At 41.3% G+C, this 11,859-nt stretch carries 14 protein-coding genes and 3 tRNA genes; 2 read left to right on the top strand and 15 right to left on the bottom strand.

What is annotated here, in order from left to right; all coding sequences use genetic code 11:
* Positions 1 to 9 precede the first annotated feature (9 nt).
* Complete coding sequence (gene rplL, locus CPBP_RS00345; RefSeq protein WP_350332072.1) at positions 10 to 381, bottom strand: 50S ribosomal protein L7/L12; 372 nt, start codon at positions 379 to 381, stop codon at positions 10 to 12.
* A gap of 49 nt (positions 382 to 430) precedes the next feature.
* Entirely contained in the window at positions 431 to 940 is a 510-nt protein-coding gene (gene rplJ, locus CPBP_RS00340; protein WP_350332071.1) for a 50S ribosomal protein L10, read from the bottom strand.
* 390 nt (positions 941 to 1,330) lie between these two features.
* Between rplJ and CPBP_RS00335 the strand changes: the two genes are divergently transcribed.
* On the top strand, positions 1,331 to 1,759 hold the full coding sequence (locus CPBP_RS00335; RefSeq protein WP_350332070.1) for a hypothetical protein: 429 nt from the start codon (positions 1,331 to 1,333) through the stop codon (positions 1,757 to 1,759).
* Positions 1,760 to 1,823: 64 nt separating this feature from the next.
* On the opposite strand, the gene rplA is transcribed toward CPBP_RS00335, so the two are convergent.
* The 5 genes from rplA to CPBP_RS00310 all read right to left on the bottom strand — a co-directional run bounded on the left by rplA (position 1,824) and on the right by CPBP_RS00310 (position 3,892).
* Entirely contained in the window at positions 1,824 to 2,528 is a 705-nt protein-coding gene (gene rplA / locus CPBP_RS00330; RefSeq protein WP_350332069.1) for a 50S ribosomal protein L1, read from the bottom strand.
* Between the two features lie 4 nt (positions 2,529 to 2,532).
* Positions 2,533 to 2,961 carry a 50S ribosomal protein L11 gene (rplK, locus tag CPBP_RS00325; RefSeq protein WP_350332068.1) on the bottom strand — a complete coding sequence of 143 codons (429 nt, stop codon included), beginning with the start codon at positions 2,959 to 2,961 and terminating at the stop codon, positions 2,533 to 2,535.
* A gap of 73 nt (positions 2,962 to 3,034) precedes the next feature.
* On the bottom strand, positions 3,035 to 3,583 hold the full coding sequence (nusG, locus tag CPBP_RS00320; RefSeq protein WP_350332067.1) for a transcription termination/antitermination protein NusG: 549 nt from the start codon (positions 3,581 to 3,583) through the stop codon (positions 3,035 to 3,037).
* A 1-nt stretch (position 3,584) separates the two neighbouring features.
* Positions 3,585 to 3,785, bottom strand: coding sequence for a preprotein translocase subunit SecE (gene secE / locus CPBP_RS00315; RefSeq protein ID WP_350332066.1), 201 nt, complete (start codon positions 3,783 to 3,785; stop codon positions 3,585 to 3,587).
* Positions 3,786 to 3,816: 31 nt separating this feature from the next.
* Positions 3,817 to 3,892 (bottom strand) — tRNA-Trp (locus CPBP_RS00310).
* Between the two features lie 182 nt (positions 3,893 to 4,074).
* Between CPBP_RS00310 and CPBP_RS00305 the strand changes: the two genes are divergently transcribed.
* Entirely contained in the window at positions 4,075 to 4,680 is a 606-nt protein-coding gene (locus tag CPBP_RS00305) for an ankyrin repeat domain-containing protein (protein WP_350332065.1), read from the top strand.
* Positions 4,681 to 4,835: 155 nt separating this feature from the next.
* On the opposite strand, the gene CPBP_RS00300 is transcribed toward CPBP_RS00305, so the two are convergent.
* From CPBP_RS00300 to CPBP_RS00265, 8 genes are all read right to left on the bottom strand, one after another.
* A tRNA-Gly gene (locus CPBP_RS00300) sits at positions 4,836 to 4,909 on the bottom strand.
* An 11-nt stretch (positions 4,910 to 4,920) separates the two neighbouring features.
* Positions 4,921 to 5,006, bottom strand: a tRNA-Tyr gene (locus CPBP_RS00295).
* A gap of 30 nt (positions 5,007 to 5,036) precedes the next feature.
* A complete protein-coding gene (locus tag CPBP_RS00290; protein ID WP_350332064.1) occupies positions 5,037 to 5,831 on the bottom strand; it encodes a metal ABC transporter permease in 795 nt (264 codons plus the stop codon).
* Complete coding sequence (locus tag CPBP_RS00285; RefSeq protein WP_350332063.1) at positions 5,824 to 6,579, bottom strand: metal ABC transporter ATP-binding protein; 756 nt, start codon at positions 6,577 to 6,579, stop codon at positions 5,824 to 5,826. The genes CPBP_RS00290 and CPBP_RS00285 overlap by 8 nt, the downstream gene beginning before the upstream one ends.
* Before the next feature lie 2 nt (positions 6,580 to 6,581).
* Positions 6,582 to 7,061 carry a hypothetical protein gene (locus CPBP_RS00280; RefSeq protein WP_350332062.1) on the bottom strand — a complete coding sequence of 160 codons (480 nt, stop codon included), beginning with the start codon at positions 7,059 to 7,061 and terminating at the stop codon, positions 6,582 to 6,584.
* Between the two features lie 61 nt (positions 7,062 to 7,122).
* Positions 7,123 to 7,899 carry a LicD family protein gene (locus CPBP_RS00275; protein ID WP_350332061.1) on the bottom strand — a complete coding sequence of 259 codons (777 nt, stop codon included), beginning with the start codon at positions 7,897 to 7,899 and terminating at the stop codon, positions 7,123 to 7,125.
* Positions 7,900 to 7,903: 4 nt separating this feature from the next.
* Entirely contained in the window at positions 7,904 to 8,677 is a 774-nt protein-coding gene (locus CPBP_RS00270; protein WP_350332060.1) for a LicD family protein, read from the bottom strand.
* Between the two features lie 2,175 nt (positions 8,678 to 10,852).
* Positions 10,853 to 11,857 carry an aspartate-semialdehyde dehydrogenase gene (locus CPBP_RS00265; protein WP_350332059.1) on the bottom strand — a complete coding sequence of 335 codons (1,005 nt, stop codon included), beginning with the start codon at positions 11,855 to 11,857 and terminating at the stop codon, positions 10,853 to 10,855.
* Between the last annotated feature and the right edge of the window lie 2 nt (positions 11,858 to 11,859).

Raw genomic sequence — 11,859 nt, 5'->3', positions numbered from 1 at the left:
ACAATAAAACTAGGCGATTTTTACTTTCGCACCAGCTTTTTCCAAGATTTCTTTAATCTTGTTAGCTTCGTCTTTGCTTACACCAGCTTTAACTGATTTTGGCGCACCATCAACAAGATCTTTAGCTTCTTTCAAGCCTAAGTTTGTGATTGCGCGAACTTCTTTAATTACTTCAATTTTCTTGTCTCCGCCGCTTTCAAGAATAACTTCAAATTCAGTTTTCTCTTCAGCAGCTGGACCTGCAGCAACTGGTGCCGCAGCAGCAACCGCAGCAGCAGCAGAAACGCCCCACTTCTCTTCTAACATTTTTGCTAGATCAGCAGCTTCTAATACTGTTAATGTTGATAATTCGTCAACGATCTTTGTTAACTTTTCAGACATGTTTTAACTCCAATTAAATTACTATATTGATTAACTCTAAAATACCCGATTATTCCTTTGTGCTGTATGCAGCAGCCAAACGCGCCAACTGAGCAGCTGGTTCGATGACCGTACGAGCGATCTTTGACAAAGGTGCTTGTAACAGCCCAATAAGCGTTGCACGAAGCTCGTTCAAAGACGGCAACTTCGCCAATGCATCCACACTTGCAGCATCTAATAACTTACCATCAAGGCAAGCCGCTACAATTTGAATTTTTTTATTGGTCTTTGCAAATTCCACTGCGATTTTTGCAGCAGCAATAGGGTCATCCGAAAATGCCAAAGCCACGGCACCTTTGAAGTGATCCCCTAAAGGAGCAATGGGAGTATCCTGAACAGCTAACCGCGCCAAAGTGTTTTTAATCACTTTATAGTTCGCACCAGCTTCACGCATTTTAGCTCGAAGGCTTGTTACTTCCGCAACAGTTAAGCCTGCTTGTTGAGTTACAACAACCAGTTTTTTACCTTCAAGGCTGTTTCGCAAAGACGATACAAACTCTTGCTTTTCGTTACGATCCACGGATCATACTCCATTGTTTGTTTGTTAGTAACCCCTGTCCGAAAAGTCATCCGTCTATGAAGGACATTAAGCTTTCGCACCCTCAGTCTTGGACAGGAACTAAAAGTATATAACATTTTATACCCTCCTGAATCAAGAGGGTATTTGTTTAACTTTTTAAATTGTAGCTAGACTAATTTAATTTGGGTACAGGAACGAGGCGAGACATGTACTAAAATGTACATTAGCGACCGAGTGACGCATACCCAGATTACAAGGAGTCAGCTATAGAAAAACTATAAGGTATTTCACACGCAAATCCAATTACTTTTAACCTCTATTTTTAAAGTTTTAGATTTATAAATCTTTCTATATAGTTATCCCATATTATTAATCAATTAAGGAGAGATAATGATTACAAAAGAAATATTCGAATACTTCCAAAAAAATCACGTCTCTACAGATCAACACATCCCTCACGAACTCTTCTTACCTATACGTCACAAAATAAATTTTGCCGCTGCAACGAATTATTCTCTTGAAGATAACGATGGCTTAACGTTTTGGAATTATATCGATAACCTAATGAATCAAAATTTAATAAATTCAGTTCATTATGTAATGGAAGACTTATGGACAGTAAGCGATACAGACGAAAATGCTGACGAGCTTTTTCGATCCAGTGAAGATGCATATTTAAAATATACTCTGTTTAAAACACACTTATCCAAAGAGGATGTCGAAAAACAAATTGTTAATAATTTGAATGAAAAGTTTAGTGCTGAATGCCAAATGAATCTCTCATTCGGAGATGGTGTTTGGTTTATAACATGGGATTAATTTCTAACCCATAAAAAAAGGAGAGATTGCTCTCTCCTTTTTTCTTCGATCAATTAAACTCTAATTAACATGTGATTTCTTTTAATGCCAACAAATCAAGTTTGAAACTTGGTCCCATTGTAGAGCACACAGAAATCTTTTTAACGAAAGATCCCTTTACCCCAGCAGGACGAACCTTTGCTAACGTAGAAATAACTAAGCTTGCATTGTCTGCTAATTTAGCAGCATCAAAGCTAACCTTGCCGATACCCAAGTGAATGATACCTGCTTTATCAGCACGGTATTCAATTTGACCGCTTTTGGCAGCTTTTACAGCATCGCCAACGTTCATTGTCACAGTTCCAAGTTTTGGGTTTGGCATTAAGCCCTTTGGTCCCAAAACCTTACCTAAACGTCCAACAACACCCATCATATCAGGCGTTGCAACGCAACGTTCAAACTGGATCTTACCTTTAGTAATATCATCGATTAACTCTTCACCGCCCACAAATTCAGCGCCAGCTGCTTTTGCTTCATCAGCCTTTGGTCCCTTAGCAAACACACATACGCGTGTCATTTTTCCATTACCATGAGGTAAAGTTAACATACCGCGCAATGCTTGATCTGCCTTACGAACATCCAAATTAAGGTTCAGTGCAATTTCAACTGTTTCATCAAATTTAGCAAATGAACGTTCTTTCACGCTCTTTACCGCATCTGTCAATGCATACACTGCATCAATGTTCAAGCCTTCATAAGCCTTCTTTAAATTTTTTCCAATACGTGCCATTTGATTACTCCACAACCTCAAAGCCCATAGAACGAGCTGAGCCTTTTAACATATTCATTGCTGACTCGATATCATTCGCATTCATATCTTTAATCTTCTTTTCAGCAATTTCGCGGATTTGTGCAATCGTTACTTGGCCTGCAACTTCACGACCAGGAGTCAAACTTCCCTTTTGCAAACCTGCAGCCTTTTTCAAAAAGTGCGTGTTTGGAGGTAACTTCGTAACAAATGTAAATGTCTTATCTTTAAAGGCAGTAATCACAACTGGAATTGGCGCACCAGCTTCCATTTCTTGTGTTCTTGCGTTAAACGCCTTACAAAATTCCATAATGTTCAAACCACGTTGACCTAGTGCAGGTCCAACAGGTGGTGATGGAGTTGCTTTACCCGCAGGTATCTGCAACTTGATATACCCTAGTACTTCTTTTGCCATAATATACTACTCTTCCTATGTTTTACTTAAGAGCGCGTGGTTGACGAATTAGCGTATCTCCCACACAAAGTCTCTACCCTAGTTTATCTACCTGTGCAAATTCAAGTTCAACCGGTGTTGCACGACCAAATATAGATACCGAAACTTTCAAACGTTCTTTTTCTGCATCAATATCTTCCACAATACCTGAAAACGTAGCAAATGGTCCCTCATTAACGCGAACCTCTTCACCTATCTCAAATACTGTTGACGATCTTGGACGACGCGCACCGTCTTCGATTTGACCCATTAAACGTTCAACTTCTTTTTCGCTAATCGGTGTTGGACGGGTTTTACCGCCTAACAATCTTGATACTCGCGGAACAGAACGAATCAACGCCCATGTGTCATCTGTTAAAGCCATTTTGACCAATACATATCCGGGGAAAAAGCTTTTTTCTTTATTAACCTTTACACCCTTGCGAAGCTCTGTAACAGTTTCTGTTGGAACCAAGACTTTTTCAATCTGTGCTTCCAAAGCCTTTTTCAAAACTTTTTCTTCAATCGTCTGAGCCACACGCTTTTCAGATCCTGAATAAACGTCGATCACATACCAACGTAGTTTAATTTCTGACGTTGTCATGTTATGCACCCAATCCTTTAAAGATTCGCATCAACATGTATGATATCGCGCTATCCACTCCAAAGAAAAATGTTGCAGCAATAGTCCCCAAAATAAATACCATAATACTTGTAACGATCACCTCTTTACGAGTCGACCACGTTACTTTGGATACTTCTTGACGAACCTGTCTTATAAACTGAACTGCGGATACTTTTGCCATGCCTAAACTTTCTTATTGCACGTTAAATAAATGGCAGGAGCGGAGGGGATCGAACCCACAACCCTCGGTTTTGGAGACCGATACTCTACCAATTGAGCTACACTCCTATGCCGTGGCAGGCGTATTGCCTGACGAAGAATGTTGTACCACAACATATACTTGGATTCAAGAATTATCATAAAGCTCTAGCGAATATTTTTTGCCCTTGCTTAGACTTTTGCGCCGAACAATTGACTTTTTACTAGATGCCATATAATCTTCGCTGTACAACAGAAACATTGGAATTCTCATGAAAAAAACATTACTCTCACTACTAACCACCAGCATTTTGGTATCAACATCATTTGCTGCTGCTGATTTAACAACCGAAACAACAGCAAAATCAGCCACCTATAATACACAAGCAACTCTTATGTTGGAAAATACAGTATTATCCAGCAACGCTCTACCCAATGCAGAACAAGAAATGCTTGATGCTCTTCTGAATGGGGCTGACTTTAGCGGACAGACCTCAAAGAACGAAAGCCTGATCCATGCCGCCGCCAGTTACACTGAACTACCCTTCTTTAAACGTTTTTTAGAAGAAAGCATAGCTCGCGGATTTAAGATTACAGCAACAGACAAACAGGGCTTAACCTTACTACACAGAGCTGCCTCCAATCGAGCCTCTGATGTCGCCGTTTATTTGACGGATCAAAGATTGCCTACAACCCTTACAGGAAAATACCGTTACAATCCAAGTGATGAGGAAATTTACCCCCTATTCTTTGCTATATTCTCTAAAAATGTGGCGTTAACCAGCACGTTAAGCAACGGTCTAACACCAGAACAAATCGAAACAACAAAAGCTCAAGTTACAGCTTATCAAGAATGGCTAAACTCCGAAGGACAATAGGACACTATTAAACCCCAAAAATCATAGCAATGCTACGGGGAATATAGCCCCAATGAGATTAAAGATAATTCCCCCAACTCGGGGGCTTTTTTATACCATAACGCAAAACCACCCATATCTTGGGGTTTGCCTTTATTTAAAAGGGAATTTAAAATTGGAGCGGGTGAAGGGAATCGAACCCTCACGACCAGCTTGGAAGGCTGGAGTTCTACCATTGAACTACACCCGCTAAAGTGTATGTGGTGGAAGGGACAGGATTTGAACCTGTGTAGACATACGTCGTCAGATTTACAGTCTGATGCCTTTAACCACTCGGCCACCCTTCCGGTAGTCGTCTGTTTGTCTGGCTTAAACTATTATTTTTCGGCTCCTTTGTCAATCCCCTTTTTTAAAAAAATGACGGCAAAGTTCAAGACAGTTAAGGCAAAAATAACCCAGGGTGCTGCAATCGCATCCGTTTGAACAGACACAATAACGCCAAACACAAAGGATGCCAATACAAAAACCATCGCTCCGATGATATGTCGTTCTGGTGTAAGGTTCAAAAATCGTAATCCAATAGACGGTAAAACAAACAATGCTCCCGTTAATAGCACCCCCATCACCTTTAAACTTAAGGCGATCACGATGCCTGCAATCACGTTATTTACAAACTTAACAAATCGCACTGGCACTCCATCTAATACAGCCAGCTCTTCATGAAACATAATCAGGACTAAGCTTTTCCAAAATACAATCAAGTGCATCCCCAAAAAGCCCGTTGCAATGGCAAACACAATAATATCGTTTTGCGTTAATGCAAACATATCCCCCCAAAATACATGGTCAAAACTATGCCCAGATCCGTTACTGCTCAACAGCAACAAACCAATGGATATACCCAATGAAGACACTCCAGCCAACCACGCATCTTTAGGGATAAACGATGGTGCCCACTCCAACATTACCGCAATCAAGGTTGAAACACATACGGATACAACCAAGATTGGCACCTGTGTTAGTTCCGAAATCGCAAACGCTAAAATCCCCATGTGCGATACGACATCCGCTAAAAAGCTGGATCTTCGCCATACTAAAATAGATCCAACAGGACCAATCAATACAGCCAATGGAATGCTTAATAATAACGGATACAGCAGAATCTCACTCATGATTACATCCCTCACCATGGATATGATCGCGAATATGATCATGAGTATGATCATGTTGATGCGCATATAACGCCATTAAACTATCCTTACGTTGACCAAATAAGACATGATAAGCAGGATCATCTTTGATGCTGGATGGCGCTCCTTGGCAACACACATGTTTTTGTAAGCAAATCACATGATCACTGTGTTTAAAGACCATGTGCAAATCATGAGACACCATAAACAAAGTCTTACCATACTGATATTTCAACGTATGTAATATATTCAAAAACAACGCCTCTGAATCAATATCAAGCCCTTGCATCGGCTCATCCAACAAAACAACATCGGGATTTCCAAGCAGCGCATACGTCAGTAAAACCCGCTGCAACTCGCCCCCCGATAATTCAGAAAAAAGCCGATGCTGCAATTCCAATGTTTGAGTCAACCGCTCGATGCGATCTCGATCTTCAGGGGCAACACCCCCAGGTTTTAAATCAAACAATCGCCCAACGCTTAAGGGAAAGCTTGTATCAATTTGCAGTTTTTGAGGCATATACCCCAGCCTCTGTGAACTCTGCCAATTTAACGTTCCAGTGGAAGGTTTTAGAAACCCCAACATCAACTTTAATAACGTAGACTTCCCTGCCCCGTTGGGGCCAATCAATGTTGTAAATGAGCCTTTTTGTATATCAAAAGAAACACCGTCTAAAATTTGCTTAGACGGTGTACGGAACCCCACACTATTAGCTGAAAAAACGTTCATAGTTAGAAACGATACCCAAAGCTAAAATCTGTTTGAATCCATGAAGGAGTCTCTTTAAATGGAATTGACCAATCTAAACTAATCCCCCAGAAAAACCCAGGGAGAATAAAATCAAAATCCATTCCAGTCCGCAGCCCCCATATCATGATCTCTTTTGTGCTGTGATACCCAAGCTTTGGCGCGACAAAAAACATGCATTCAGCTCTTGGAAGTCCAAACCGAAATATCGCCTCGTGAGAATAACCAAAACTCTTTCGGATTCCTTCAATTTCTAATCCCACATACAAACCATGGCTCAACATATTTGGAATTACATTGCCATAACCACCCGCAATTGAAAAAGACGGCGTGAATGAAAAATTCCCATCAACAGAAGCCCCCAGTAATGAAAACGCTCCACGTGCATAAAAACTTTCCCATTTTGCGGATATTGGTGCTAAACCAAACATTGCAACGACTACTATTTTTTTAATAAATGACATGTTTGCACCTCTATTGCTCTACCATTCCTTATTACCATATCCGTGGCTCAAGACAAAACAATTACTCAAACATATGGTTCGGTAACAGCTTCACACGTTCCAACAATGGTTTTTCAGGCAATGCTGGTTTTAAAAATTCAGGGTGCGTTTCAAAGTTAACTTCAACTGTATGTGTATGTTTAGGCTTATAATGGCGGGGGACAATACGCCCAGCCTTTTTCCAATCAACACCGTAATAATGAGCCAGATACCACTCAGGATCACTCACACAGTATAACTGTATGGGACCAAACGCTCGTTTCGACAACGGAAAGAAAGCCTCGGGTTTAAACCATTCGGTGGGAAAATAGTGCAACATCCTCCAATTTACATACATCACTTTATTTTCTTTTGGATTAAGGGCAACTGTCGCAACATCAATAAACGGAAACGTTACGTTTTTTGCTCTAGCAATCGGATTTCCTATTTTTGAAATACGATACACAGAACTATCCCATGGATCGCAGACGATCTGATACCCCAATGTATCAAATGCTTGTTTGACCTCGTTAAGCTTTAATTCATCCTCATGCAAAACAACCAAATCTGCATCATCATCCCACGGTATTAATCCCTCGTGGCGCACCATTCCTAACACAGTACCACTGGATGCCGAATATCGAATCCCTGCTCTTTCAAAAATCTCAACGGTGTCTTTCAACATTTGATATAAATCTTGAACAGCAGCAGGCTCTAAATACGTTAATTCTTTTATACTCTCAATTGACTGATTAGGCCTTTCACACGAAGAAATCATTACGGCAAAACACAGGTATAGACCTATAAAACAATATTTCATGATGCTACTTAAAATACTCTTGATTAAGTTGATTGACCCTGTCCAACAATGGTTTTTCTGGCAAAGCCGGTGCTAAAAACTCAGGATACTCTGAAAACTCAAATTCATAGGGAACCGTGTGATTGGGCTTGTAATGTCGAGGAGCTATATATCCCATTGTATTCCAATTCTCCCCATAAAATTGCGCAAAAGACCACTCTGGAGTGTTAATGCAATTAACACTAACACCACCGAAATTACCTTTCTTTATTGGAAAAAAAACATCTTCGAGATACCATTCAGACGGAAAATACTCACGTGTTCGCCAATTCGAATAAACGATGCGTTTCGTTTTAGGATCCGTGTGAACCACAAAAATATCCAGAAATGGAAACGTCAATTCAGCCCGATCATCTAAAGATGGGTTTCCTTTTTTAGATACATTATACATAACCGCGTTGTTCGTATCATACATTACATAATACCCAAGAGCATCAAACGCAGGTTTTAAATTGACTAACTTAGGTTCATCTTCATGAAATATAGCAATATCAACATCATCATCCCACGGTATTAAACCTTGATGACGAACCACGCCCAAAGCTGTGCCGCTAATAACAACATACTTTATCCCAGCCCTATCCAGAATCTCCGTTGTATCCTTAAGCATTTGATATAAATCTTGAACAGATGATGGCTCTAGAAAAGTTCCCTGAATTTGTTCTTTAGACGCGCGAATAGGCTTGCTTGCAAAAACAGGCATATAAAGACATACAAGAACCGCAAAAATGTTTTTCATGAAACGATTTATTATAAATTAAAAACTTCGTCACTATAAAATAATGACCACAGAATAGCAACATGTTTGGTGCATACGCTGATTGGTATATAATATCACATATAGCAAATCCCCGGCAACCTGCCGTTACACCAGCGTGACGCTAGCAACCTGAGGTTGCATCCGATCAATTAGATCCGATGTGATCTGACACGGATTGCAACCAACCAACACATTATCTTGCAGATCTCACCCACTCATTCGCCCGTCTCTGTCTTTATGCGGATCAAGCAAATCGCAACGCGATTTGATAGCGGCAATGCCGTTGCACCAGCGTGACGCTAGCAACCTGAGGTTGCATCCGATCAATTAGATCCGATGTGATCTGACACGGATTGCAACCAACCAACACATTATCTTGCAGATCTCACCCACTCATTCGCCCGTCTCTGTCTTTATGCGGATCAAGCAAATCGCAACGCGATTTGATAGCGGCAATGCCGTTGCACCAGCGTGACGCTGGACCCGTTAGGCAACGTGACGTTGCATCCATTAGGTAATGATGTTTGTAAAAATTGAAATCCGTGCCCGGCCACACCCGATCTAACTCATCGGGTGCAGAAGCATGCTGCCCGCTGTATCAACTCTCTCATGTAAGCCAACCTCTGCTTCTATGCGGCTCAAGCAAATCGCAACGCGATTTGATAGCGGCAACCGCCGCTCTGGCGCGGAAAGCGCCCTTGAGCCGCCAGCGTGCCGTTGCACCAGCGTGACGCTGGACCCCATAGGTTTACCTATTTGAAACTATTGATTTTTTGAACACATGTAATATTGCTTCTTAGCACACGTGTTAATCACACCCGATCTTACCAACGGGTCCAGGGATCATCCCTGGCGGCACGCAGCCGTTAATCCGGGGTTAATAAAGGTTAAGATTGAGTTAACGCGATTTTTTTACCACCCCCCGCCCCAGTCACCACAACTGTTGAAAGTGATCAGAAGAGGTGTTTAACGATATTAAAATCACCCACTTAAACACCAAGCTATGAATGTTATAAAAAACTTCATATTGTGTAAAATAGTCGCATATCTATTACTTAATTCATACATATCTGTATGATTGACACAATTAATCGGTTTATCAATGATTTTCCCTGTTCTATTGATTTGTTGTCAAAAATATTCTTTTTCTAATCACTTTCAACAGTTGTGCCCCAGTCACCCTCAGTGACCTTCGGGTGGGGGGACAAAACCCACTCCCTAAATCGTAAAAAAATAGACGAAGCAATCCGTCTTTTCTTCACGAAACGGTGGGCAAAAATAATAATGTATGAGATCTCTAAAGTTACTATGCCTCACAAAGGTTAACAAAAAGTTGACAAGGCAAAACTTTTACAAACCGTATTATCTAACGGATCCAACGGCACGTTGGCAGCGTGACGCTGGAACTCAATAGATTAGATTAAATCCGATTCGCACAGACACGGATTATAAGCAACTAACACATTGTGCCTCTCGAATCTCTCCCGGCATACCACTGCTGTATCAACTCTCTCATTTATGCCAACCTGAGGCTGCACCCAGTGGGTTCTTGACCGTTTTAAATTGATAACTTAAGCAGGCTCCAGGTTGTTTTTTACAATCCGTGTCAGATCACATCGGATCTGACCTAATGGATGCAAACTCAGTTTGCTCTTGACTTTCCGAATTCACCGTGTATACTAATAGCTAGAATTGCGAAGAGGCTACCCAAAATCTGGGTAGCCTTTTTTCGTTCTACGTCTTTGAAACTTTCAGCCAAAGGATCCCTAACCAGATCCATGACGAAGCTTTGATTGAACCACTCAAGGACAAAACACCGAACCGAATCCCCAGCACAGGCGCTCAACTACCCGATCAGTAGACACTGCCCTGTAAACAACCCCTAGAGCCGACGGGCTCGCAAAACACCGACTTTGTGCCTATCAATAAAGTCCGCCTTTCCCCATTCGTGTAAGAAATGGGTTCTTTTTGCACGTGCGGGTTACTGGGGATTCTCTCGGTTTTAAACATCTGGTCTGACACGGATTGTAACTTTACAAACCGCATCACGCTAATGGATGCAACGTCACGTTGCCACATCTCAAACCACACTCAATCTAATCTAACGGATGCAACCTCAGGTTGCCAGGTTGCCATCGACATAGAATCTGAGTTTTATAAATACTTAGTCAACAAATGCTCTGCAATTTCGACTGCATCCAGAGCAGCCCCACGGCGCAAGTTATCGCTAGCTGTCCAAAAAATCAAACCATTCTCAACGCTCGGATCATATCGCAAGCGGCTGACAAATACTTGATCTTCACCGGCGGCATCTAACGCAGAGTAATAATTTTTCATATCATCAATCACTGTCACGTGGGGTGATAATCGCAAGGCATCCTTTGCCTGGTCAGGTGTAATGGCGCCTGAAAATTCTACAAACACAGACACACAATGGCTAATGAACACGGGGACTCTTACTGATTGCACGGCAATGCTAATGTTACGATCCAACACCTTTTTAATTTCCAATGCAATTTTAGTTTCTTCCCCAGTATTTCCATTGGGATGAACAACATCAATCATCGGCAACACATTAAACGCAATGTCTTTGGGAAACACTTTACGTTGATACGGCATCGTTGTATAAAACGCTTTTGTTTGATGCATTAATTCATTCATTGCATCTTTACCTGCGCCTGACACGGATTGATACGTTGAAAGCACAACACGGTCAATGGGCGCAATTTGATGCAAAGGCGCCAAAACTGTTGTGATGGGTGACGCGATACAATTTGCAGATGAGATAATCTTTTTCTCAGTATACCGTTCAACATCCTTTAAATTCACTGGTGGAACAACCAACGGAACCTTTGGATCCATCCGATAAAATGAACTGCAATCAACTACGGGACATCCGGCTTGGGTTGCCTTTGGAACGTAGTCTTGCGCAGCCTTGCTGCCCGCAGCAAAAATCGCTAAATCATAATGAGAAAAATCAATCGTATCAATGTGAACGACGGCAAGATCATGTCCTTTAATGTGAATTTTTTCTCCTTGAGATCGCATTGATCCAATCGGTGTAATTGATACATCAGGAAATGAATCTCGTTCGTTTATAATTTCAACAATCTTACGCCCAACATTTCCGGCAGCGCCCACTAATGCAATTTTTTTCATCA

Origin of the sequence: Candidatus Bodocaedibacter vickermanii (genome assembly GCF_014896945.1) — a bacterium.
In the GTDB taxonomy this organism is placed as follows: Bacteria; Pseudomonadota; Alphaproteobacteria; order UBA6184; family UBA6184; genus Bodonicaedibacter; species Bodonicaedibacter vickermanii.
The sequence above is the reverse complement of the archived record's forward strand: the minus strand, read 5'-3'. Positions and strand labels throughout refer to the sequence as shown.

Coding starts and splice junctions, on each gene's coding strand:
- rplL (WP_350332072.1), bottom strand. CDS start 381: ATGTCTGAAAAGTTAACAAAGATCGTTGACGAATTATCAACATTAACA.
- CPBP_RS00335 (WP_350332070.1), top strand. CDS start 1,331: ATGATTACAAAAGAAATATTCGAATACTTCCAAAAAAATCACGTCTCT.
- rplA (WP_350332069.1), bottom strand. CDS start 2,528: ATGGCACGTATTGGAAAAAATTTAAAGAAGGCTTATGAAGGCTTGAAC.
- rplK (WP_350332068.1), bottom strand. CDS start 2,961: ATGGCAAAAGAAGTACTAGGGTATATCAAGTTGCAGATACCTGCGGGT.
- nusG (WP_350332067.1), bottom strand. CDS start 3,583: ATGACAACGTCAGAAATTAAACTACGTTGGTATGTGATCGACGTTTAT.
- secE (WP_350332066.1), bottom strand. CDS start 3,785: ATGGCAAAAGTATCCGCAGTTCAGTTTATAAGACAGGTTCGTCAAGAA.
- CPBP_RS00305 (WP_350332065.1), top strand. CDS start 4,075: ATGAAAAAAACATTACTCTCACTACTAACCACCAGCATTTTGGTATCA.
- CPBP_RS00290 (WP_350332064.1), bottom strand. CDS start 5,831: ATGAGTGAGATTCTGCTGTATCCGTTATTATTAAGCATTCCATTGGCT.
- CPBP_RS00285 (WP_350332063.1), bottom strand. CDS start 6,579: ATGAACGTTTTTTCAGCTAATAGTGTGGGGTTCCGTACACCGTCTAAG.
- CPBP_RS00280 (WP_350332062.1), bottom strand. CDS start 7,061: ATGTCATTTATTAAAAAAATAGTAGTCGTTGCAATGTTTGGTTTAGCA.
- CPBP_RS00275 (WP_350332061.1), bottom strand. CDS start 7,899: ATGAAATATTGTTTTATAGGTCTATACCTGTGTTTTGCCGTAATGATT.
- CPBP_RS00270 (WP_350332060.1), bottom strand. CDS start 8,677: ATGAAAAACATTTTTGCGGTTCTTGTATGTCTTTATATGCCTGTTTTT.
- CPBP_RS00265 (WP_350332059.1), bottom strand. CDS start 11,857: ATGAAAAAAATTGCATTAGTGGGCGCTGCCGGAAATGTTGGGCGTAAG.